At 51.1% G+C, this 22,554-nt stretch carries 19 protein-coding genes and 2 tRNA genes; 19 read left to right on the forward strand and 2 right to left on the reverse strand.

Features of this window, described 5'->3' with window-relative positions:
* Positions 1 to 13 precede the first annotated feature (13 nt).
* The 16 genes from P771_RS16260 (at position 14) to P771_RS0102945 (ending at position 17,294) form a co-directional block, all read left to right on the forward strand.
* Positions 14 to 394, forward strand: coding sequence for a response regulator (locus P771_RS16260; protein WP_208595935.1), 381 nt, complete (start codon positions 14 to 16; stop codon positions 392 to 394).
* 564 nt (positions 395 to 958) lie between these two features.
* Entirely contained in the window at positions 959 to 2,245 is a 1,287-nt protein-coding gene (sat, locus tag P771_RS0102870; RefSeq protein WP_028573944.1) for a sulfate adenylyltransferase, read from the forward strand.
* A 225-nt stretch (positions 2,246 to 2,470) separates the two neighbouring features.
* The gene (gene aprB, locus P771_RS0102875) at positions 2,471 to 2,974 is read left to right on the forward strand and encodes an adenylyl-sulfate reductase subunit beta (RefSeq protein ID WP_028573945.1); all 504 of its coding nucleotides are present in this window, start codon (positions 2,471 to 2,473) and stop codon (positions 2,972 to 2,974) included.
* A gap of 46 nt (positions 2,975 to 3,020) precedes the next feature.
* A complete protein-coding gene (gene aprA / locus P771_RS0102880; RefSeq protein WP_028573946.1) occupies positions 3,021 to 5,009 on the forward strand; it encodes an adenylyl-sulfate reductase subunit alpha in 1,989 nt (662 codons plus the stop codon).
* Positions 5,010 to 5,145: 136 nt separating this feature from the next.
* A complete protein-coding gene (locus tag P771_RS0102885; protein ID WP_028573947.1) occupies positions 5,146 to 6,393 on the forward strand; it encodes a CoB--CoM heterodisulfide reductase iron-sulfur subunit A family protein in 1,248 nt (415 codons plus the stop codon).
* Positions 6,394 to 6,399: 6 nt separating this feature from the next.
* A complete protein-coding gene (locus P771_RS0102890) occupies positions 6,400 to 8,583 on the forward strand; it encodes an FAD-dependent oxidoreductase (RefSeq protein ID WP_028573948.1) in 2,184 nt (727 codons plus the stop codon).
* Positions 8,584 to 8,594: 11 nt separating this feature from the next.
* On the forward strand, positions 8,595 to 9,737 hold the full coding sequence (gene qmoC / locus P771_RS0102895) for a quinone-interacting membrane-bound oxidoreductase complex subunit QmoC (protein WP_028573949.1): 1,143 nt from the start codon (positions 8,595 to 8,597) through the stop codon (positions 9,735 to 9,737).
* 185 nt (positions 9,738 to 9,922) lie between these two features.
* Entirely contained in the window at positions 9,923 to 11,023 is a 1,101-nt protein-coding gene (locus tag P771_RS0102905; protein ID WP_028573950.1) for an FAD-dependent oxidoreductase, read from the forward strand.
* Positions 11,020 to 11,520 carry a 4Fe-4S dicluster domain-containing protein gene (locus P771_RS0102910; RefSeq protein WP_035243823.1) on the forward strand — a complete coding sequence of 167 codons (501 nt, stop codon included), beginning with the start codon at positions 11,020 to 11,022 and terminating at the stop codon, positions 11,518 to 11,520. The genes P771_RS0102905 and P771_RS0102910 overlap by 4 nt, the downstream gene beginning before the upstream one ends.
* Before the next feature lie 92 nt (positions 11,521 to 11,612).
* A complete protein-coding gene (locus tag P771_RS0102915; RefSeq protein WP_028573952.1) occupies positions 11,613 to 12,272 on the forward strand; it encodes an OmpA/MotB family protein in 660 nt (219 codons plus the stop codon).
* Between the two features lie 22 nt (positions 12,273 to 12,294).
* Entirely contained in the window at positions 12,295 to 13,098 is an 804-nt protein-coding gene (locus P771_RS0102920; RefSeq protein ID WP_028573953.1) for a motility protein A, read from the forward strand.
* A gap of 87 nt (positions 13,099 to 13,185) precedes the next feature.
* Positions 13,186 to 13,262 (forward strand) — tRNA-Arg (locus tag P771_RS0102925).
* A gap of 40 nt (positions 13,263 to 13,302) precedes the next feature.
* Positions 13,303 to 14,133 carry a formyltetrahydrofolate deformylase gene (purU, locus tag P771_RS0102930; protein ID WP_150112115.1) on the forward strand — a complete coding sequence of 277 codons (831 nt, stop codon included), beginning with the start codon at positions 13,303 to 13,305 and terminating at the stop codon, positions 14,131 to 14,133.
* Between the two features lie 179 nt (positions 14,134 to 14,312).
* Positions 14,313 to 15,182, forward strand: coding sequence for a methylenetetrahydrofolate reductase [NAD(P)H] (metF, locus tag P771_RS0102935; protein ID WP_028573955.1), 870 nt, complete (start codon positions 14,313 to 14,315; stop codon positions 15,180 to 15,182).
* Positions 15,183 to 15,220: 38 nt separating this feature from the next.
* A complete protein-coding gene (locus tag P771_RS0102940) occupies positions 15,221 to 16,243 on the forward strand; it encodes an aspartate-semialdehyde dehydrogenase (RefSeq protein ID WP_028573956.1) in 1,023 nt (340 codons plus the stop codon).
* A 109-nt stretch (positions 16,244 to 16,352) separates the two neighbouring features.
* Entirely contained in the window at positions 16,353 to 17,294 is a 942-nt protein-coding gene (locus P771_RS0102945) for an aminotransferase class IV (RefSeq protein ID WP_028573957.1), read from the forward strand.
* Positions 17,295 to 17,369: 75 nt separating this feature from the next.
* On the opposite strand, the gene P771_RS0102950 is transcribed toward P771_RS0102945, so the two are convergent.
* Positions 17,370 to 18,425, reverse strand: coding sequence for a glycosyltransferase family 4 protein (locus P771_RS0102950; protein WP_028573958.1), 1,056 nt, complete (start codon positions 18,423 to 18,425; stop codon positions 17,370 to 17,372).
* Between the two features lie 79 nt (positions 18,426 to 18,504).
* Positions 18,505 to 18,599 (reverse strand) — tRNA-Ser (locus P771_RS0102955).
* 267 nt (positions 18,600 to 18,866) lie between these two features.
* On the opposite strand from P771_RS0102955, the gene alaC reads away from it, so the two are divergent.
* The 3 genes from alaC to P771_RS0102970 are packed head-to-tail and all read left to right on the forward strand — an operon-like array spanning position 18,867 to position 22,513.
* Positions 18,867 to 20,039: an alanine transaminase gene (gene alaC, locus P771_RS0102960; protein ID WP_028573959.1), complete on the forward strand. Its 1,173-nt coding sequence runs from the start codon at positions 18,867 to 18,869 to the stop codon at positions 20,037 to 20,039.
* Positions 20,039 to 21,331: a homoserine dehydrogenase gene (locus P771_RS0102965; protein WP_028573960.1), complete on the forward strand. Its 1,293-nt coding sequence runs from the start codon at positions 20,039 to 20,041 to the stop codon at positions 21,329 to 21,331. Before alaC ends, P771_RS0102965 begins: the two co-directional genes overlap by 1 nt.
* Positions 21,332 to 22,513, forward strand: coding sequence for a cofactor-independent phosphoglycerate mutase (locus P771_RS0102970; protein ID WP_028573961.1), 1,182 nt, complete (start codon positions 21,332 to 21,334; stop codon positions 22,511 to 22,513).
* Positions 22,514 to 22,554: the final 41 nt, after the last annotated feature.

Genomic DNA, 22,554 nt, shown 5'->3' on the forward strand with positions numbered 1-22,554 from the left:
AAGGATGAGAGATTTGAGTGAAGACAAGATAAATCTGCTTTTGGTTGATGATGAAGAGGCCCTTCTTGATTCCATGCGCCGCCGTCTGGAGTTGAGAGGTTTCAGGGTTATTGCGGTTAACAGTGGTGAAAAAGCCCTTGAAGTGGCCAGGACAACTCCGGTGGATGTGGCTGTTGTGGATGTGAAGATGCCCGGGATGGGTGGAAAGGAAGTCCTGCTGGCTCTCAAGCAGGAGCACCCTGATATGGAGGTCATTATCATGACCGGCCATGGGTCTTTCGACCCCCATGAAAAAGATTTGGCCGGCAAGATGCACGCCTGCCTGGCCAAGCCTTGTGACTTTGCATCTTTTCAGCAGACCCTGATGGATGCTTATCGTAAGTCTCGAAAATAATACAAGATGCCCTCCTTTCTTTTTTATTTTTAATCAGGCCTTATGGCTCCTGCAGGTGGAAAAAGTCTGGTCAAGGCTCCCCAAATAATCCGGGTCTGCCGGCAAAATACTAAGACCACTCCGAAGGTTTAAATCTGCTCTAGATTATCTCCCGGAATCCTGTTGCCCATTTTCTTGAACCTGGACAGTCAGAATTAGCCCGCCCGGTAATTGATTCAGGCCCTCTTGATCTTAATCATTAACTATGTGCCTGATTGAACAAATCTAATTCCAAACAGTCCTTTTTTTAAAAACAGGTTGCCTTTTTTTGAGAATAAGGATAATCGGGACTCTATTTCTGTAAAGGGAAAGCAGAGTTTGCTGGTTGTGGCGCGTTCATTTTGGAACAAACTCCAGGACCATGCATAGCGCAGGGCCCGACATCGGAAGGGTGTTTCGCCAGTCCGCGGGTATTTTTGTTTTTTTCTGCAAATAATGGTTGCAAGTCTTAAAAGTTGTAAGTACTATGTTCATAAATTCACAAGGCAATTAACTCAAAGAGAAACAAATTAAGGAGGTTTGACAATGTCCAAACTGCTACCCCCTCATGGAGGGAAAGGCTTGACTGTTTGTCTTCTGGAAGGAGCTGAAAGGGAAGCTGAGCTTAAAAAGGCCCAGGGTCTGAAAAAGGTTGAGATCAGCCGTGGCGAACGTGGTGATCTGATCATGATCGGTACCGGTGGTTTCAGCCCTCTGGATGGCTTCATGACAAAGGAAGACTGGAAGGGTGTTTGTGAAAACTTTCTGCTGGCTGATGGAACATTCTGGCCTGTGCCGGTTAACCTGTCCGTTTCCAAGGAAGATGCCGACGCTGTCAAGGAAGGCGACGAGATCACTTTGTATTTCCCGGAAAAAGACGAAATCATGGCCACTATGAAGGTCACTCAGAAGTGGCAGAAGTCCGAAGCCGATAAAAAATGGGAATGCGAAATGGTCTACAAGGGTCAGGGCGAAGAAAGCGCTGATGACCAGTTCTGGAAGATCGCCATGGAAGACCATCCTGGTGTGCAGCGGGTAATGGCCGATAAGGACTACTTTCTGGCCGGACCGGTCAAGGTTCTTAGTGAAGGAGATTTCCCCACCAAGTTCAAGGGCACCTATATGCGTCCTGCTGATGCCAGGGCTGAGTTTGACAAGCGTGGTTGGGCCACTGTTGCTGCCCTGCAGCTCAGGAATCCCATGCACCGCTCTCATGAGCACCTGGTCAAGATCGCCATTGAGGTGTGCGACGGTGGTTTTATCCACTCTCTGATCGGTAATCTCAAGCCCGGTGATATTCCTGCTGAAGTCCGCATTAAATGCATCAACACTCTGATCGACGGCTACTTTGTGAAAGACAACGTGGTCCAGGGCGGTTATCCTCTGGATATGCGCTATGCCGGACCCAGGGAAGCCCTGCTTCATGCAACTTTCAGGCAGAACTACGGTGTGTCTCACATGATCATCGGTCGTGACCACGCTGGTGTTGGTGACTTCTACACCCTGTTTGAAGCCCAGGAGATCTTTGACCGTATTCCCCAGCCTACAGAGCCTGGCAAGGCCCTGCTGTGCAAGCCTCTCAAGATTGACTGGACCTTCTACTGCTTCAAGTGCGACGGCATGGCCTCCATGAGGACCTGCCCTCATACCAAAGAAGACCGGGTGATTCTCTCCGGAACCAAGCTGCGCAAGGCCCTGTCCGAGAGCCAGCCTGTGCCTGACCACTTTGGCCGGGATGAGGTTCTGGAAATTCTGCGCGACTACTACGAGAACCTGACCGAGAAGGTTGAGATCAAGATGCAGAAGGCTGCTTCTGGTTCGGAAATGAAGTAGTCCTGACTAACAGGAAACAGGCCGGGCGCAGGCCCGTGGCTTATGCCCGGCTTTTTGTTTTCCCTTGACAAAGAAATTTGATCGCAGTTATATGGATCGTCAAATCCAAGACAGGCTTTCATCTTTGTTGGGGATGGCGGCCGGAAATGTATCCGTCCGTCTGGATAGGCCCAGTTTAATGGGCATGGTAGAGGTATACAAAAACCTACAATTAGGAGGAACATTATGCCAACCTTTGTAAATCCGGAAAAGTGCGACGGCTGTAAGGGCGGAGAAAAGACAGCTTGCATGTACATCTGCCCGAACGACCTCATGATCCTCGATCCTGAGGCCATGCTAGCATACAACCAGGAGCCTGAAGCTTGCTGGGAATGCTATTCCTGCGTAAAGATCTGCCCTCAGGGCGCCATTGAAGCCCGCCCCTACGGAGACTTTGCTCCCATGGGCGGTACCTCCATTCCAATGCGCAGCGGCTCCGACATTATGTGGACCGTTCAGTTCCGCAATGGAAACATCAAGCGCTTCAAGTTCCCCATCAGGACCACTGAAGAAGGCTCGATCAAGCCTTACGAAGGAAAGCCTGAACCAGGTAATCTTGAAGATGAATTGCTTTTCACTGAAAAAGAGCTGGCAAAGCCCAAAGAGGTTCTTGGCAAGAAGTTTGAAATTGATCAGCCCGAGTTTACTCAGTGCTGGTTTGAGCCTACTTGCGAAGCACCCAAAGATTAGTTCCCAACCAAAAGAAATTCATTAAACTTTTTTAGGAGGAAATGTTATGCCAGTTATTCCATCAAAAAGTCAAAACATAGGCATACCTCTTGCCGAGCCGGAAATAGTAGAACTTGAGAAAGACATTCTCATGGTCGGCGGTGGTATGGGTAACTGCGGAGCAGCCATTGAAATCAAGAAATGGGCTGATCCCCAGGGCCTGAGCTATCTTATGGTTGACAAGGCCGCTCTGGAACGCGGTGGTGCTGTTGCTCAGGGTCTGTCCGCCATCAATACCTATATTGGCGAAAATGATCCTGATGATTATGTCCGCATGGTCCGCACCGACCTGATGGGCATTGTCCGCGAAGATTTGATCTTCGACCTGGGCCGTCACGTTGATGATTCTGTTCATCTGTTCGAAGAATGGGGCCTTCCCATCTGGGTAAAGGATGAAAACGACAAGAACCTGGACGGTGGACAGGCCAAGAAAAAAGGGCTGGCCATCCGTGAAGGTGCCAAGCCTGTTCGTTCCGGTCGCTGGCAGATCATGATCAATGGTGAGTCCTACAAGGTCATCGTGGCTGAAGCAGCCAAGAATGCCATTGGTCAGGACAACTACATTGAGCGTCTGTTCATTGTTAAGCTGCTCCTGGATGCCAATAAGCCCAACACCATTGCTGGTGCAGTCGGCTTTTCCGTCCGCGAGAACAAAGTATACGTCATCAAGGCCAAGGGCATGCTCGTAGCCTGCGGTGGCGCTGTAAACGTATATCGTCCAAGGTCAACTGGTGAAGGTATGGGTCGTGCCTGGTATCCTGTATGGAATGCCGGTTCCACCTACACCATGTGCGCCCAGGTTGGTGCAGAAATGACCATGATGGAAAACAGGTTCGTCCCTGCCCGTTTTAAGGACGGTTACGGTCCTGTTGGCGCATGGTTCCTGCTTTTCAAAGCCAAGGCAACCAACGCCAAGGGTGAAGACTATTGCGTAACCAACCGTGATATGCTCAAGAAGTACGAAGAGCAGGGTTATGCCAAGGGTCATATTATTCCCACCTGTCTGCGTAACCACATGATGATGAAGGAAATGAAAGAAGGTCGCGGCCCCATCTATATGGACACCGCCACTGCCCTGCAGACTACTTTCAAGGAACTGTCCAAGAAAGAGCAGAAGCACCTTGAGTCAGAAGCCTGGGAAGACTTCCTGGATATGTGCGTTGGCCAGGCCAACCTGTGGGCCTGCATGAACATCGAGCCTGAAAAAGTCGGCTCAGAGATCATGCCCACCGAGCCTTATCTGCTGGGTTCCCACTCCGGTTGCTGCGGTATCTGGGTTTCCGGTCCAGACGAAGACTGGGTGCCTGAAGACTACAAGGTAAGAGCTGAGAATGGTAAGGTCTACAACCGTATGACTACAGTTAACGGACTGTTTACCTGCGCTGACGGCGTTGGCGCCTCCGGTCATAAGTTCTCCTCCGGCTCACACGCTGAGGGACGCATTGCTGGTAAGGCTCTTGTTCGCTATGTTGTGGATCACAAGGATTTCACTCCGACTCTGAAGCAGAGTGCTGCAGATCTGGCCAAGGAAATCTATCAGCCCTGGTACACCTATCAGGAAGCTCAGAACGTTTCCACAGCTCCAGACATCAACCCCAAGTACATCACTCCCAAGAACTTCATGATGCGTCTCATCAAGTACACTGATGAGTACGGTGGTGGCTGCGCAACCTACTATACAACTTCCGAGACCCTGCTTGAAGTCTGCGAAAAGCATCTTGACATGCTGGAAGAAGACTCCAAGAAGCTGTGCGCCCGTGACATGCATGAACTGCTCCGCGCTTGGGAAAACTACCATCGTCTGTGGACAGTCCGTCTGCACGTTCTGCACATTAAGTTCCGCAAAGAATCCAGATACCCCGGCTTCTACTATCGCGCCGATTTTCTGGATCTCAATGATAAGGAATGGAAGTGCTTCACCAACTCCAAGTATGATCCGGAAGCCAAAAAGACTGACTTCTTCAAGAAGCCTTACTACCAGATCATTCCGGACTAAACAGCACCTTAAGGCTGCGGGCGGCTTAGCCCGCAGCCTTTTTTATGGTCTAAGTCCGAGCTGAACGTACTACGTGTTTTAGTTTGGCCTTAGGCCATTTTCGTAAGATAAGGCAAATCATTAGGGAGGATTTAGAATGTCCAATAGCAGTATTCTGGTTATCGGCGGCGGATTCAGCGGTATCACAGCCGCTCTGGAAGCCGCGGAAGTGGGCCACGAGGTGTTCATTGTGGAGGAAATGCCATATCTTGGAGGACGTGTGGCGCAGCTTAAGCATTATTTTCCTAAACTCTGTCCTCCCTCCTGCGGCCTGGAGATAAATTTTCAGCGAATCAAAAATAACCCCAAAGTAAAGTATTTCACCCTGGCCGAGGTTGTCTCCGTAAGCGGGGGACCCGGCAACTATGAAGTCAAGATTAAGATCAAGCCCAGATACGTCAACAACAACTGTACAGCCTGCGACAAATGCGTTGAGGTCTGTCCGGTTGAGCGCAGCAGCGACTACGACTTTGACATGGGCAAGACCAAGGCCATTTACAGACCTCACCTGATGTCCTTTCCCATGCGCTACGTCATCGATGATCAGGTCTGCGAAGGAACAGCATGCGCCAAATGTGTCGAGGCATGTGAATACCAGGCCATTGATCTGGACGAAAAGGAGCGAGAGATCACCCTTAATGTGGGCTCAGTAGTTGTGGCTACAGGCTGGAAACCTTATGATGTTGCCAAGCTGACCAACCTGGGCGGAGGTCAGATCCCCAACGTCATCACCAACATGCAGTTTGAAAGGCTGGCTGCACCAGCCGGACCCACCAGCGGAAAAATTCAGAGACCTTCAGACGGTGAGGAGCCCAAGCGGATCGCCTTTGTCCAGTGTGCCGGATCCAGAGATCAGAATCACCTGGACTACTGCTCTTATATCTGCTGCATGGCTTCATTGAAGCACTGTACATACATCAGGGAGCAATACCCTGATGCTGAAGTTGTGATTTACTACATTGATCTCAGGGCACCGGGCAGATATGAGAAGTTCCTGAACAAGATCCAGCAGGATGAAAAGGTACTCATGGTCAAAGGTAAGGTGGCCAAGATTGAAGAAGACGCCTCATCAGGAAATGTTACGGTAACGGCCGAAGATATTATGGGCGGGATGAAAAAAGAGGAACAATTTGACTTAGTGGTGCTGGCCACGGGCATGCAGCCCTCCATTGCCGATGGCAAACTGGCCATTGAGGTTCCCAAGGATGAGGAAGGTTTCATTACCGGCGGTGAGGAAAAAGGAATTTTCGCCGTTGGATGCGCAAAGATGCCGCTGGATGTCATGACATCGGCCGAAACAGCCACCGGCGCGGCCCTGAAAGCTATTCAAACGGTTAGGAGGTAAGTCACAATGGCTGACAAGAAAGTTGGAGTATATATCTGCACCGGTTGTGAAATCGGAGAAAACGTCAACATGGAAAAGGTAACGGAGTACATTGACGAAGAATGTTCTCCTGCTGTTTTGAAGCAGGTACCCTTTCTGTGTGGAAAGGAAGGTCTGGCCCAGATCCAGGGCGATGTAGAAAATGAAGGCGTAAACCGGGTCTGTGTTGCAGCCTGTTCTCCCAGAGTAATGTGGGACGTGTTCAACTTCGGCCCTGATGTCGTGGTGGACAGGGCCAACATCCGGGAGCTTGCGGTCTGGTCCTTTCATGATCCAGAGCTTCCTGAACCTGAAGAGGATGAGATGTCTGATCCTCTGACTATGATGGTCAGGGACTATATCAAGATGAGCGTGGCCAAGCTGGAGCGGGTGGCCAAGCCTGAAGCTGAGCCCATGGAGCTGAACAAGACCATCATGGTCCTGGGTGGCGGATTTACCGGTCTTACAGCGGCCTTAAGCGCTGCAGAAACCGGATACGATGTTGTCCTGGTGGAAAAGGAAGACGCACTGGGTGGTTTTGCCGCAAAGATGTACAAGCAGACTCCCACCAAGACTCCCTATGACCAGGCAGAAGCTCCCAGCATCAATGATCTGATCTCCAAGGTTGAGGGCAGCGATAAAATCAAGGTGCTTACCAAGACCAGTCTGGAATTGATTAAAGGAGCACCTGGAAAGTTCAAGGTAACTGTCAAACAGGGCGATGATGAGCAGGAGCTGAGTATCGGCTCAGTGGTACTGGCCACCGGATGGAAGCCTTATGATGCATCCAAGCTGGACAATCTGGGTTACGGCAAGATCAAGAACGTGGTAACCAATGCTGAACTGGAAGCCATGGCCAAGGATGGGAAGCTCAAACGTCCATCTGATGGACAGCCGGTTTTAAGCACTGCATTTATCCAGTGCGCTGGTCAGAGGGACCCTGAACACCTGCCTTACTGTTCATCTGTGTGCTGTATGGCCTCCCTGAAACAGGCCGGCTATGTCCGGGAGCAGGACCCAGAAGCCAAGGCCTTCATATTTTATAAAGATATGCGCACACCAGGCGTTTACGAAAACTATTACCGGGCAGCCCAGGATGATCCGGGAATATTTCTGACCAAATCTGAAATACAGGAAGTCAGTGAAGGTGAAAACGGAAAGGTCGTAGTCAAGGTGACCGATACCCTGCTGGGCGAAGATTTTGAAGTGGAGGTGGATCTCCTTGTCCTGGCCACAGGTATGGTTCCGACCATTTCAGATGAGCCGATTCTCAAGCTCGGCTACCGCCAGGGCGAACAGATCCCGGATCTGGACCTGTTCGACGGATTCGCAGATTCAAACTACATCTGCTTCCCATACGAGACCCGCCGGACAGGCATTTATGCTGCAGGATGCGTCCGTCAGCCCATGTCCATGAGCACTGCCAAGGACGATGCTGCTGGTGCAGCACTCAAGTCCATCCAGTGCCTGGAATCCATCAACAGAGGCGTGGCAGTCCACCCCAGGTCAGGGGACCCGACCTATCCCAAATTCAATATGGTCCGCTGCACTCAGTGTAAGCGCTGCACAGAGGAATGTCCCTTTGGAGCCCTGGATGATGATGAAAAGGGCACTCCAGAGCCAAACACTACCAGGTGCCGCCGCTGCGGAACCTGCATGGGTGCATGCCCAGAACGGGTTATCTCCTTTGATACCTACAGCGTGTCCATGCTCAACGAGATGATCGCCTCCATCCAGGTCCCGGAAGATGAGGAAGAAGGCGGCTACAGAATGCTGGTCCTGGTTTGCGAGAATGATGCCTACCCGGCCCTGGATATGGCTGCCATGCGCAAGAAAAAGTGGTCGTCATATGTACGCTTCATCCCCATCAGATGCCTGGGTTCTGTCAACACCCAGTGGGTTGCTGAAGCCATGAGTAAGGGAATGGACGGAGTACTCCTCCTTGGCTGCAAATACGGTGACGACTATCAGTGTCACTTCATCAAAGGCAGCGAGCTCTGCAACAAGAGAATGGACAATATCGGCGAGACTCTGGAAAGGCTCCAGGTTGAAGCTGAAAGGGTTCAGCAGAAGCAGATCTCCATTGATGAGTACGACAAGATACCGCAAATTATTGATGACTTCATTGAAGAGATTGAAGGCTACGGTCCAAATCCATACAAGGGCTTCTAGGAGGTTTATAGATGGCAACTAGAATCGAACCAAATGTTCAATTTATCCGGGAAATGCAGGCAGCCGGAGGTGAATCACTTAAAAAGTGTTACCAGTGTGCGACCTGCAGCGTGATCTGTCCGCTCTCTCCGGAGGAGGCGCCCTTTCCAAGAAAGGAGATGGTCTGGGCCCAATGGGGTCTGAAGGACAAACTGGTCAATGATATTGATATATGGCTGTGCCATAACTGTGGAGAGTGTTCGGACAATTGTCCCCGCGGGGCCAAACCCGGGGATCTGCTGGCTGCCCTGAGAAATATGGCTTACAAGTCTCTGGCCAAGCCCGCTGTTATCGGCGAGTGGATGAGTTCAGCCAAGTACCTGCCAATCCTTTTTGGTATCCCGGCAGCTCTGTTCCTGATAGTCTGGGCCATAACTACCGGCCTGACCATCCCAGACGGTGAGATCATATTCGCCAAGGTCTATCCGACCTTGCAGACCATTGATCCTATTTTTATCCTGACTGTCCTGTTTGTTGTGTTTACCTTTGCCACGTCCATCGGGAGGATGTTTTCATCCTTCAAAGCGGCCGGGCTTACGCCCAAGGAAGACGCACCTGGTTTCCTGGCCTCTCTGATTGCGGTGATCAAGGATGAGATCATCAACCATCGCAAATTCAAGGACTGTGAATCCAATAAAGATCGCTACCCCGGCCATCTGCTCGTATTCTACGGATTTGTGGCTCTGGCAGCGGTTACCGGAATAATCGCATTCTTCTACTGGACCAACAAGCTGATGGGGTTTGGCATGACCACTCCTCTGGCCATGTGGAATCCGGTCAAGATACTGGCCAATGTCGGTGGTATAGCCCTGATCATCGGTCTGGTACTTATCACCAGGAACAGGCTCAATGCTGATCCTAAGAAGACAACCAATTCCTATTATGACTGGTACCTCATCGGTGTGATCTGGTTTGTCGTGGTCACCGGCTTTCTGTCCCAGATCTTCAGACTGGCCGATGCTGCTGCACCAGCATATATGGTCTACTACCTGCATCTGGTAAGTGTCTTCATGCTTTTTGCCTACCTTCCCTGGTCCAAACTGGCTCATCTGGTTTATCGGACCGTGGCCCTGGCCTATGCCAGGCAGATCGGGCGAAAAGGTTTGAATGAATAGAGACTGTAAGATCAGTTCAGCTTTAAAAGGCCCCGTTAGTGCGGGGCCTTTTTTTGTGAATTTTTTCCCTCTGGTCAGCTTCCAATAATCTTTCTGCAAAAGCCGCTTGCTGATATTTGATTGCGCTTCTGGTAAGGATAAAATAATTTCTAGGCAATAAACTAATCCTGCACTAAGCCAGACTTATGAACTTTACTTTTCTATGCAATACTCCCCCAGCCAAGAATAATCGGAAGGTGGCTGTCATCGGGGCAGGCCCTTCCGGCCTGGCTGCCACAGGTTACCTGGCCTGCATGGGTTATCAGGTTGAAGTCTACGACAAGCTTCCCAGGGCAGGCGGGCTAATGGTCTTTGGTATTCCAGCCCACCGGATTTCAAGGGAAAAAATCGAGCAGGCTGTGGATGATCTGAAAAAAAGGTCCAAAGTCAAGTTTCACCTGCGAACCAAGATCTGCGGGTCAGAACCCATGCATAATGAAGCTGGGGATGATTTTGTTCTGAATTACAAAAGCCTTGGCGGCCGGATGGAAGATAATGATGCTGTTTTGATCTGTACTGGAACCTGGAAGTCCAGGAGGCTGAATATTCCGGGAAGCAACTTGCAGGGAGTGTATTCCGGACTGGAGTTTCTCTTTCCTGTTAGGGCGGCCAGGTATGATATGGCCAGAATGAAGGTCCCGACCATAAAGGGCAGAAAGGTGGCTGTCATTGGGGCTGGCTTTACTGCTGTGGATGTGGTGCATGCTGCTCTGGCAGAAGGCGCTGATGAGGTCAGTCTGATCTATCGCAGGACCAGAAACGAGGCTCCCTGTGGACTGCATGAAATGAATATCCTGGAAAAGACCGGGGCCAGATGTCTGGAACTGGTGTCCCCCCTCAGGATTCTGGGAAAAGACCGGGTGGAGGAAATCCAGCTGGCCCGGTGCAGACTGGCTGAACCTGATGAATCAGGCAGATGCCGGTCACTGGTCTGCGACGGTGAAACTCTGAAATTGAAGGTCGACCTGGTGGTGGCGGCCATAGGGGAAACAGCCATGCCGCCCTTTGCTCATGATCTGGGCCTGGAAAATGTCCGTAAAGGTCAGGTTCGCTGGCTGCAGATGACAGCCATGGAATCGGTTTTTGTTGCCGGGGATGTATTGACCGGACCAAGCAGAATAGGAAGTGCAGTATACAGCGGGCTTAAAGCTGCAAAGTCCCTTGATCAATGGATCAGTCTCAAGGAGCAGGGCCGTCTTCAGGAGTACAGGGAAGAATTCATCAGGCAGGAAGATCTCAGGCTATGAAAATTCTTTATCTTGATTACAGCAAGTGCATAGGCTGCGGTACATGCGAGGCAGTATGCAGGTTTGTCCACCATTCGCCCAGGATCATCATGACCAGGACAGGATATGGACAGCACGTTCCCTTGTACTGCCAGCACTGTGAAAACCCGAAATGCATGCGGGTCTGCAGGGAAAAAGCCATATACAAGGATAAATCAGGCATGGTTGGATTGATGGAAGAACGGTGCAGGTCCTGTAAAACCAAGAACTGCCTGATGGCCTGTCCTTATGTGGCCATGATGTGCACAGGCAGGGCCAACCCGGTTACCAAGTGCGACCTGTGCTCTGCACGGGGTGATTTGGGGCCGGCCTGCGTTGCCATGTGTCCATGCGATGCCCTGATCTTCATTAACAGAGACAAGTTGAAAACCATAGAAAGTCCTGCGGCCAGAGAAGCCTTTCAGCGAGTCCGGCAGTACATAATCTGTCCGGACTGCGTCCACCCCTCAGTTTCCTGAGATCAACCTGACAATCAAGTCAGGTCTGGTCCATAATTTGCTTTCTTGAATCAAGGGAATTTTTTTCACTTTGATCTCAAGAGGCAGTAAAAATGAATAATATTCAGGATCAGGCTCCCTTTGCCATTTCCAGCAGCCCGGTAAAAAATGATGTGCCGACCCATGGTTCATGGTCAGTGCCCTGGTCGGACCTGATGATGGTCATGTTTATCCTTTTTCTGGTTTTGTTCATATTTCACGCCAGGGAATCCCGGACCATGGTGCCAAAGGTTTTTCTGGCTCCCTGGGAAGGCACCATGCGTCAGGGCCAAATGGACCTGAACCTGGACCCTGTCTACTCCCTGGCCCATGAAAGGCTGGGCTCGGACAAGGGCAGTATCGGCCTCGAGCATTCCAGGGATGGAGATTTGATCATATCTTTATTCGGGGAAACATTTTTCAATCCTGGAAGAACAGAGATCAATCCTCAAGCCAGGATTTACATGGAAAAAATTTCTGAAATTCTGAGTCTGGCCCAGGGCGGGATCGTTATAGCCGGTTTTGCCGATGCCGGCGGATTAGAGAACAGTTCGTGGGCAATATCTTCCATGAGGGCTGCCAGGATTGGTCAGGTCCTGCAGGATATGGGTACAATCAGGCCGGAGAGAATGGTTATTCAGGCCCATGGAAGCAATAAACCACTGGTCCCGGGAGACTCGTATGTTGCAGCAGAACGCAACAGACGGGTGGAAATCAGGATTCTTAACAATTGAGCAGAGAACAGGGGACAACAATATGATCAATAAAACCATTACAGCAGGCTTGATCTGCTTTATGCTTTTTGTTTCGGCTTTTTTCCTGTCTGGTCAGTCAGGGATCTATTTCAATGCCACAGCATTTCTTGTGGTGGTGTCCGGGACCTTGGGAGCCGCCCTGATGAGTTATGGGCCATTGGCTATGAAAAGAGCGGTTTTGTTTGCATCCAGTTCGTACAGAGAAGAGCCGGGCCGGCAGAAAAGGCTGGTGGATACATTGATGAGCCTTGGGCACCTCCACCGCCGGCACGGAGTGGTCAGTCCGGCCAGTGTGCAGGAGATTTTCCCGGCAGCATCCAGGGGCCTGGAGATGATCAAGGACGGCTACAATGAAAAGGAAATCAGAGAGATCATGGCATCTGAAGCCAGGGCCAATTTTCAGGCCAGGCAGGATCTGGAAAGGGTATTCAGGAGCATGGCTGTGTACTCGCCGTCCTTTGGAGTGGCCGGCAGCGTTATTGGACTGGTCGGGCTGCTGATGGGCATGGACGAGACCAGCCTGATTCTCAAGAGTATTCCCATTACTCTGGTGTCCACACTTTACGGAATTGTTCTGGCTAATTTCCTTTTTTTGCCGGTGGCTGAGAAGATCAGGCAGGAAGCAGAGAAAGAGACCAGGGAAAGAGAGATGATCCTCTGCGCCATGGTGGGGATGACCAGAGGGGCCGATTTTCTCAGGCTGCAGAGAATGCTTAATGCCATGGTCAGTGACCCTGATTCCAGGGTCGAGGATCTGGGAGCGTTCAGAAGGATAAGCTCAATACTCAAAGGACAGGCTGCCTGACCAGGGAGAAATTTTCCCTTGACCGAGGCTGGGTGGTCAATTATGTAATTTTGTTCCAGTGTAATTGTGATCCATTATTAAACCTGTGCGCCTGTAGCTCAGATGGATAGAGCAGGAGCCTTCTAAGCTCTTGGCCGGGGGTTCGAATCCTCCCAGGCGCGCCACCACTTCAGACTCACTCCAGCAGCACACCAAATTACCCGCATGACTTATCATCTACTCATTGAGGCCGCTGACCGCATGGGCCTTGTTCATGCCATAAGCGGAGTTCTGTATGATTTTGGGCTCAATATCGAGCAGAATAACGAGTATGTGGACAAAGAGCATAAGCGTTTTTTCATGCGAACAGAATTTTCCGGGTCCATTGACCAGGATCTGGTTGTCAGAACGCTGAAGGACCGCCTGCCGGACATCAAAGTAAGCCTTTTCCCCAAGAGCCGGAAAAAAGTCGTACTCATGGTGACCAAAGAGGCTCACTGCCTCGGAGATCTTCTGATCCGGGCCAGATACCATGAACTGGATATGGATATTCAGGCAGTGGTCAGCAACAGGGACTGCCTGGGGGACCTTGTGGAAAGCTTTGGGATTTCTTTTCACCATGTTCCCCACCAGGGGCTGGACCGGACAGAGCATGAACAAAGGGTTAGGGAAGCTGTCAAAGTGTATGATCCAGAGTATCTGGTCCTGGCTAAATACATGCGGATCCTCAGTCCGGCTTTTGTGAGCAGGTTTCCCAACCGGATAATCAATATCCATCATTCCTTTCTTCCGGCCTTTATTGGAGCTTCTCCATACAAACAGGCCTATGACCGGGGGGTAAAAATTATCGGAGCAACGGCCCATTTTGTTAATGATGAGCTTGATGACGGCCCCATCATCACTCAGGGAGTTATTCCGGTAAATCACACCTACAGCGCCCAGGACATGGCCGGAGCAGGCCGGGACGTGGAAAAACAAGTCCTGGCCAGGGCACTCAAGCTGGTTTTTGATGACCGGGTCTTTATTTTTGGAAAAAAAACAATAATATTTGAGTAAACTCCTTCCTGAAACCCTATTGATCATCGTTCTGGCCGGCCCTTTTTCCGATTCTGCCAATTTCAGCATGCCCTTTCATCAAGGTCGACACTCATCATGAGTTTTGATATTCTTTAGGGTGTTGTCTATTATAACATTTGCAGTTGAGTATAATTTACAGAACCATAAAGGAGTGGGTTTTGAAAATAAGTCAGCTTATCTCCGGGAGGTCACCCTTTTTCTCTCTGGAGTTTTTCCCGCCTAAAGACAAGTCGGCCTGGCCTGCCTTTTTTGATCAGGTTGAAAAATTGAAAGAGGTGGACCCTGCTTTTGTTTCCGTTACTTATGGTGCAGGGGGGAGCACCCAGGCCAACACCCTGGAGATAGTGGATAAAATGAAGAATGAGCTGGGCCTTGAACCCATGGCTCACTTGACCTGTGTAGGGGCTTCCAGGGACAGGATCACCAATTTTATGAGCCAAATCAGACAGGCCGGGGTACAGAATGTCCTGGCCCTGCGGGGTGATCCGCCCAAAGGGGAAGACAGTTTTGTCCCGGACAGTGAAGAGTTTCAGCATGCCTCAGACCTGGTCAGCTTTATCAGCAGAGAGTTTCCTGATGTGTGCATGGGAGTGGCAGCCTATCCTGAAGGTCATGTGGAGGCGGTAAGCCTTGATGAAGATGTCTTTTTTCTTAAGAAAAAACTGGATCAGGGTGGTGAGTTCGCAGTTACCCAGCTTTTTTTTGATAACAAGGTCTATTTTGACTTCATAAAAAGAGTGAGGTCAGCAGGTGTTGACAAGCCTATTATACCGGGCATTCTACCTGTGACAGCCATTGGCATTATCAAAAAAAGCATCAGCCTCAGCGGAGCGTCACTTCCTGACGGGTTCATGGAGTCCCTGGAAAAGGCTGAAAAAAGAGGAGGCCCGGAAGAGGTAAAAAGGGTTGGAACCGAGCATGCAATCAACCAGGTCAGGGGGCTGATCAAGGGCGGAGCTCCGGGAGTTCATCTTTACACCCTGAACAAGGCTGAAACATGTCTTGAAATAATAAAAAGCCTTGGATAGATACACCCTGAAAACAAAAAGACACAGGAGATGGTAATATGTCGGACAATCCCGTAGTTGCGGTGGTGGGAGCCACAGGAGCAGTGGGCAGGGAAATGCTTAAGACCCTGGAACAGAGGAACTTTCCGGCCCGGCAGGTTATTGCCCTGGCTTCAGCCAGGTCTGCAGGGTCCAAAGTCCTGTTCAAGGATCAAGAGATAACCGTGGATGAGCTTGGCAAAGATTCATTTAAAGGAGTTGACCTGGCCATATTTTCAGCCGGAGGAGCTACTTCTGAAAAGTTTGCACCCATTGCAGTGGAGTCGGGTTGTGTGGTGGTGGATAATTCCAATGCCTGGCGTATGGATAAAAATGTTCCTCTGGTGGTTCCTGAGGTCAATCCTGAAGCCCTGGATGGTCACAGGGGAATAATTGCCAATCCCAATTGTTCCACCATCCAGATGGTGGTGGTGCTCAAGCCCCTGCATGATGCAGGTACAATCAAGAGGGTCATTGTATCCACCTATCAGGCTGTTTCCGGCTCCGGACAAAAGGCAGTGGATGAACTTGAGACCCAGGTCCGAAACCTGTTTTCCATGAAAGAAATCGAACCCAAGGTGTATCCTTACCAGATAGCCTTTAACTGTCTGCCCCACATCGATGTCTTCCTGGAGAATGATTATACCATGGAAGAAATGAAAATGGTCAATGAAACCAAGAAGATCATGGGGAGTGACCAAGTCAGGGTCACCGCCACCACCGTCCGGGTCCCGGTCTTTTACGGTCACTGCGAATCGGTTAATATCGAGACCGAGAAAAAAATAACCCCTCAGGAGGCCAGGGCGATTTTGAGCCAGGCTCCGGGGATAACTGTCCTGGATAATCCAGCGGAAAAGATTTACCCAATGCCCCTGTTTGCAGCTGGAGAGGATGACACATTTGTGGGGCGGATCCGGGAGGATGAGACCATTGCCAATGGGCTGAACCTCTGGATAGTGGCTGATAACATCCGTAAGGGAGCAGCCCTTAATACCGTGCAGATATCCGAGCTGCTGGTCCAGAAAAACCTGCTCAGGGTTTGAGGGCTGACTGGCCTTTTTTTACCAAGCCTAAGCAAGGCGTCCCACATGAAGGATGTCTTGCAGATAACTGCTGCCAGAAAGAAGTATCTGGGTAAGGAGAAATAATAAAATGACTGCTATTGCCTCTGGTCAGGAGTACCTGGACCGGCTTATGAGCCTGCCCAGACCGGGTGAAGACAAGATATTCGCCTTTTACGAGCACCGGATTGGAATGATCTGCAAAGATCCAAAGCTGCTGCTTATTCCCATGGATGATCATATGGTTCACCGCGGGGATGGAATCTTTGAAACAGTCAAGTTCATCAACCGCAGGATTTATCAGCTTGATGCGCACCTGGAGCGGATGGAAAAAAACTGTCGCACAGTAGCTATCGAGCCTCCGGTTCCTTTTTCCAGGATCAGGGAGCTGGTGCTGGATGTAGCAAGGGCTGCGGACAGAGATGAAGGGTATCTGAGTTTTTTTATCGGAAGAGGACCTGGAGGTTTTTCCATTGATTTCAGGGAGTCTCCCGAGGCCAGTCTGTATCTAGTTGCCAGAAGGTACAGTCCTCCTTCTGCTGAATTTGTGGAAAAAGGGGTCACTGCCCATAAATCGGACAGGCCGGCTAAACAGGGATATATGGCCAAGATAAAGTCGGTCAATTACCTGCCTAACGTACTCATGAAAAAAGAGGCCGTAGAAAAAGGCTACAACTACGCAATCTGTTTTGATGAAAACGGATGTCTGGCTGAAGGGTGTGTCGAGAATGTGGTCATAGTCAATCAGGAAGGAAAGATTCTTATTCCTGATCTGACCAACGCCCTGACCGGTACGACCCTGATGAGGGCCCTTGATCTGATTAAAAATGAGGTAAGTTTCATATTCCGAGCCATCCATGAAGAGGAGATATACCAGGCCAGAGAGGTCATTCTGCTCAGTACCACTCTGGATGCCCTGTCCATTGTCAGGTATAATGACAAACCCATCCATGATGTCCGGCCGGGCCCGGTGAGCAGAAGACTTAGGGAACTGCTGATAAAAGATATGCAAGAGAACGGGGTCAAGATCTAGGCAGGCTCAGTTTTATTGCGGGTCTGTCCGGCCTGTATGGGTCATCTGCAGGGATGCTGGAACTGAATCTGTTGATTATTCTTTGAGCATCCCCTGGTAAAGCCGGATATAGTCGGTGGCCATTTTTTCCAGGCTGTGCTCGGCCAGAACATATCCTTGTGCCCGGTTGACGAACATTCTGGCCGAATCCGGATCGTCCAGGAGGCGGTTAATGTTTTGGGCCAGGCACTCGTGGTCTCCTGGAGGGCAGGACAGTCCCCTGCCGGACACCAGATGCCCCAGTCCACCGGCTGTGGTGGATACCACCGGGACCTCGTACCTGAAGGCCTCCAGTACGCTGCTGCCCAATCCTTCTTCCTGAGAACTCATGACAAACGCATCCATGACAGGGAAAAAGCTTTCCACTTCAGGGCTAAAGCCCATGAGCAGATAGTCTTTTTCCAGTCCAAATTCCTTAATCCATGATCTGACCTCTTTTTCCATCTCACCCTGGCCAAAGTGCAGGAATACGAATCTGTCCGGTGCCAGTTCCCGCAGCCTGGACACGGCTTTGAGCATGGTCAGGGGGTCCTTGTGGGGGACCATGGCTGCGATGGTGGCCACTATTTTTTTCCCGGGGTGCCTGGTCCTTATCTGTTGTGCCCGGTCCGAGGCAGGCATGGTATCCCTTGATGTGTCAATGCAGCTGGGGATGACCGGGACTTCCCTGCCCGGCAGAAAGTTCTGGAGGATATCTTTAATGGCCGGAGAAATGGCTGCCAGCTGGTTGGTATGCTTGTACTTTAACCAGGAAACAATGCCCCTTGGTATGAAGTCCACCCTCCTGGTGTAGACGATCTTGCGGCGATGAAAAGGACTGGTAATGACTGCCAGGCTTTGGGCCCTGCCGGTTTGAGCGTGGATCAGGTCGTATTCTGACCCGCGTCGGGCCAGGGTTTTCAGGGCCTGAATCTGGCTGGAAACTCCGATTACCGGCAGATTCTTCTGACTTGCCTTTTGGAATAAAGGATAGCCATCAAGACATAACAGATGAGGGTCCAGGCCAGCCAGTTTCAGGCCCTTTATAGTCAGCAGGGTCTGTCTCTCACCACCTCGCCAGGTTTTTTCGGTGTTGACCTGAAGGATTTTCATCAAGCATCTGCCTCCTGATCCAATGAAAAATAAAAAGGCCGTTGACCCGGGAAGAGCCAACGGCCTGAAGCAGCAACTGTGGCGGAGAGGGAGGGATTTGAACCCTCGATAGAGGTTTTAGCCCCTATACTCGCTTAGCAGGCGAGCGCCTTCAGCCAACTCGGCCACCTCTCCGGAATGGATGCGGGTCAAAATAGGAAGGCATCCGTAAAGGATTAAAATTATCCAAAATAAAAATACCCGTCAACCTAATTATTTGACATTTGACCTTTAGAATCATTAATGTGGCGGGCAGGCAATATAGTTTGCAGTTTCAGATGATAAGTTCATGAAAAAGAGCCTTTATTGCCTTGAACAGATGCAAACAGGCGGACATTCTGGACGATCCTAGGTCTGGGATGTGAAAATAATTAGCTAACAACATTTTACAGGAGCTGATCCATGGCTGACTTTGCCCGAATAAACAGGCTGCCTCCCTATGTTTTCGCCATTGTAAATGAGCTCAAAATGCAGATGCGCCGCCAGGGAGAGGATATAATCGACCTGGGCATGGGTAATCCTGACCTGGCTACCCCCAGACATATTGTGGACAAGCTGACCGAGGCCGCTCAAAAAGCAGTTAACCACAGGTATTCAGCATCAAGGGGAATTCCTAATCTGCGCCGGGCCATCTGCGACTGGTACAAGAGACGCTACAACGTGGTCCTTGATCCTGAGACTGAAGCCATCGCCACCATGGGGGCCAAGGAAGGCCTGTCCCACCTGGCCCTGGCCATGCTCAGTCCGGGAGACGTGGTGTTTGCCCAGGATCCGACATATCCCATTCATCCCTATTCAGCCATTATTGCCGGAGCTGATGTGCGCAGGATACCCATCGGTCTGGACCGCGATTTTTTTGAGGATCTCCTGGCGGCCACCAAGCAAACCTGGCCCCAGCCCAAAGTTCTGATAATCTGTTATCCCCACAACCCCACAACCGCGACAGTTGAGCTGGATTTTTTTCAGAAAATCGTGGATTTTGCCAAGGAGCACAACATCTTTGTAGTTCACGACCTGGCTTATGCTGATCTTTGTTTTGACGGATATGTGGCCCCCAGCTTTCTCCAGATCCCTGGAGCCCGGGATGTCGGCGTTGAATTCTTTTCCCTTTCCAAGAGCTATTCCATGGCAGGCTGGCGCATGGGCTTCTGCTGTGGAAACAAGGACATGGTGCACGCCCTGACCAGGATCAAGAGCTACCTGGATTACGGTATTTTTCAGCCCATTCAGATAGCTTCCATTATTGCCCTTAATGGTCCCCAGGAATGCGTCCAGGAAATCGTTGATGTTTATGAAGATCGCAGGAATGCTCTGGTGGATGGATTGAACAGGGTGGGCTGGGACATTGAAAGGCCCAAGGCCACCATGTTTGTCTGGGCCAGGATACCTGAAGAGTTCAGAAAGATGGGATCAGTGGAGTTTTCCAAGCTTCTTCTTAAGGAGGGCAAGGTTGCTGTGTCTCCAGGGCTTGGCTTTGGACATTATGGAGACGACCACGTCCGTTTTGCCCTGGTTGAAAACAGACATCGCATCAATCAGGCCTTGAGGGGCATCAAAAAGGTCCTGGGGGGGTAATGGAAAAGAAAGTGATCAACCTGGCTCTGGCCGGATTCGGTACGGTTGGAACCGGGCTGGCCAGGATAATCCGGGAAAACCGGGACTGGATTGAGAGAAGAACAGGCAAGGACCTGGTGATAACCAGGGTTCTGGTCAGGGATCTGACCAAGGTCAGATCTTTCATCCCCGGACCCGAGACCAGGTTCACCGATGATCCCCGGGACATTCTGGCTGATCCGGAAATTGATATAGTTGTCGAACTTATGGGAGGGCTGGATACGGCCCAGGAGCTGATCAAAAAGAGCCTGGAAAGCGGAAAGCATGTGGTTACTGCCAACAAGGCTCTTTTGGCGGAAAAGGGAAGTGAACTCTTTGCCCTGGCCCATGACCTGAACCTTGGCCTCTATTATGAAGCCAGTGTGGCCGGAGGCATCCCCATAATCCAGACCCTCAAGGACAGCCTTGCCGGCAACAGAATTCCGTCCATTACCGGGATTCTCAATGGTACAGCCAACTTTATCTTGAGCGAAATGACGGCCAAGGACCAGGACTTTGGCACAGCCCTGAAGGCTGCTCAGGACAAGGGCTATGCTGAGGCTGATCCGACCCTGGATATTGAAGGTCTGGATGCGGCCCATAAACTGGCTATTCTCATCAGGCTGGCCCATGGAGTGGATTATCCCCTGCAGAAGCTGCCAGTGCAGGGAATATCCAGGGTCAAGGCGTTGGACATAGCCCTGGCCAGGGAGTTCGGATACGTCATCAAACTCATTGCCCAGGTCAAGGAGAAATCCGGTTATCTCCAGGCCGGGGTTTTTCCGGCCCTTCTACCCGATGATCATATCCTGGCCAAGGTGGACGGACCTTTTAATTCCGTTCTGCTCAAAGGCAATGCAGTAGGCCCCATCATGCTTTACGGACAGGGGGCCGGAGACCTGCCCACAGGAAGTGCGGTCCTGTCCGATATCATGGCCCTGGCCAAGGGCAATTCAGTTGTGGACAATACCGGGTTCAGAGAAAGGCTTCTTCCTGGAGCAGACCTGGTAGAGCCGGACCTGGCCGTATCCAGACATTATTTCCGCATGACTGCCCAGGATAAGCCTGGAGTGCTTTCAGCTGTTTCCGGTGTCATGGGCGAGCACAATATCAGCATTGCCCAGGCTGTGCAAAAGCCCGGCCCTCAGGGGGGAGACGTACCCATTGTGTTCGTGACCCACAGGGCTCAGCTCAAGGCAGTCTATTCAGCCTTGAAGGTTATTGACGAGTTTGACTTTATTACCGCTCCAACGGTTCATTACAGGATATTGTAAATGACCAAGGTATTGATGCTTGTGGCCGACGGCATGGGGGACTGGCCCTTGAAAGAGCTGGGCGGAAAGACCCCGCTGCAGGAGGCCTGGACCCCTAATATGGACCTGCTGGCCTCCAGATCCAGGGTAGGAGTGTGTCAAACCATCCCGGACAATATGCCGCCGGGATCGGATATCGCCAATATGGCCTTAATGGGTTACGATCCCAAAAAACATCATACTGGCAGGGGCCCGATTGAAGCTGTGGCCAAAGGCATTGAGACCGGACCGGAAGACCTGGTCTGGAGGTGTAACCTGGTGTCCCTGACCGGCCTGGAATCAGGGGCGAAAATGGTTGACTATTCAGCCGGACATATCCCCACTGACAAGGCCGGGCCCCTGATTTCAGGGCTGCAAAAAGAACTTGGAAGCAGTGAGTTCACTTTCCATACCGGTGTTCAGTACCGGCATCTCATTGTCCAGAAGCAGGGCAGCCGGACCAGAGGGTCCAGGGTGTTTATCCGGCCTCCCCACGATATTCTTGACCAGGTGATTGACCCTGATCTTGAGATGTTCCGGACATATCCGCCTCTATGGGAGCTGGTCAGGGCCTCGGCAGATATATTGAAAAGAGACGGCCGTGACGTCCGGGCCGATTCAATCTGGCCCTGGGGCCAGGGAAAGACTCTAAGTCTGCCGGTATTCAGATCCAGGTTCGGAATCAGCGGGGCGGTTATTTCAGCTGTAGACCTGATCAAAGGTCTGGGCAGGGCCGCAGGCCTGGCAGCTCCGGATGTGCCCGGAGCAACAGGCCTTGTTGATACCAACTATCAGGCCAAGGTGCAGGCAGCCAGGGATGTTCTGGAAAAAGAGGACTTTGTCTTTGTTCATCTGGAGGGTCCGGACGAGTGCGGACATATGGGCCATATTGCCGACAAGGTAGAGGCGATTGCCAGGTTTGACCGGCTGATTGTCGGCCCATTGCTTGAGTTCCTGAGGGGCCGGGATTACATCATGGTCATCTGCTGCGATCACCTGACTCCGATAAAGATCAGGACTCATGCCAGGGATCCGGTGCCTTTCCTTGTTTATGACAGCAAAAAAGAGCTTGAAGGACCGGAAGTGTTCAGCGAAGTCCAGGCAGCCCGGACCGGGCTGACCATAGAAAAGGGGCATGACCTGCTGGCTTTTGCCCTGGAGTAATCCGGCTTGGTGCATTTTTTCCGGGCAAGCCTTTCTCAACC

This window comes from Desulfonatronovibrio hydrogenovorans DSM 9292 (genome assembly GCF_000686525.1).
GTDB classification, from domain to species: Bacteria; Desulfobacterota; Desulfovibrionia; order Desulfovibrionales; family Desulfonatronovibrionaceae; genus Desulfonatronovibrio; species Desulfonatronovibrio hydrogenovorans.

Coding starts and splice junctions, on each gene's coding strand:
- P771_RS0102965 (WP_028573960.1), top strand. CDS start 20,039: ATGGAAAAGAAAGTGATCAACCTGGCTCTGGCCGGATTCGGTACGGTT.
- P771_RS0102970 (WP_028573961.1), top strand. CDS start 21,332: ATGACCAAGGTATTGATGCTTGTGGCCGACGGCATGGGGGACTGGCCC.
- P771_RS0102920 (WP_028573953.1), top strand. CDS start 12,295: ATGATCAATAAAACCATTACAGCAGGCTTGATCTGCTTTATGCTTTTT.
- qmoC (WP_028573949.1), top strand. CDS start 8,595: ATGGCAACTAGAATCGAACCAAATGTTCAATTTATCCGGGAAATGCAG.
- P771_RS0102910 (WP_035243823.1), top strand. CDS start 11,020: ATGAAAATTCTTTATCTTGATTACAGCAAGTGCATAGGCTGCGGTACA.
- aprB (WP_028573945.1), top strand. CDS start 2,471: ATGCCAACCTTTGTAAATCCGGAAAAGTGCGACGGCTGTAAGGGCGGA.
- alaC (WP_028573959.1), top strand. CDS start 18,867: ATGGCTGACTTTGCCCGAATAAACAGGCTGCCTCCCTATGTTTTCGCC.
- sat (WP_028573944.1), top strand. CDS start 959: ATGTCCAAACTGCTACCCCCTCATGGAGGGAAAGGCTTGACTGTTTGT.
- P771_RS0102950 (WP_028573958.1), bottom strand. CDS start 18,425: ATGAAAATCCTTCAGGTCAACACCGAAAAAACCTGGCGAGGTGGTGAG.
- P771_RS0102905 (WP_028573950.1), top strand. CDS start 9,923: ATGAACTTTACTTTTCTATGCAATACTCCCCCAGCCAAGAATAATCGG.
- purU (WP_150112115.1), top strand. CDS start 13,303: ATGACTTATCATCTACTCATTGAGGCCGCTGACCGCATGGGCCTTGTT.
- P771_RS0102915 (WP_028573952.1), top strand. CDS start 11,613: ATGAATAATATTCAGGATCAGGCTCCCTTTGCCATTTCCAGCAGCCCG.
- P771_RS0102945 (WP_028573957.1), top strand. CDS start 16,353: ATGACTGCTATTGCCTCTGGTCAGGAGTACCTGGACCGGCTTATGAGC.
- P771_RS0102940 (WP_028573956.1), top strand. CDS start 15,221: ATGTCGGACAATCCCGTAGTTGCGGTGGTGGGAGCCACAGGAGCAGTG.
- P771_RS0102890 (WP_028573948.1), top strand. CDS start 6,400: ATGGCTGACAAGAAAGTTGGAGTATATATCTGCACCGGTTGTGAAATC.
- P771_RS0102885 (WP_028573947.1), top strand. CDS start 5,146: ATGTCCAATAGCAGTATTCTGGTTATCGGCGGCGGATTCAGCGGTATC.
- aprA (WP_028573946.1), top strand. CDS start 3,021: ATGCCAGTTATTCCATCAAAAAGTCAAAACATAGGCATACCTCTTGCC.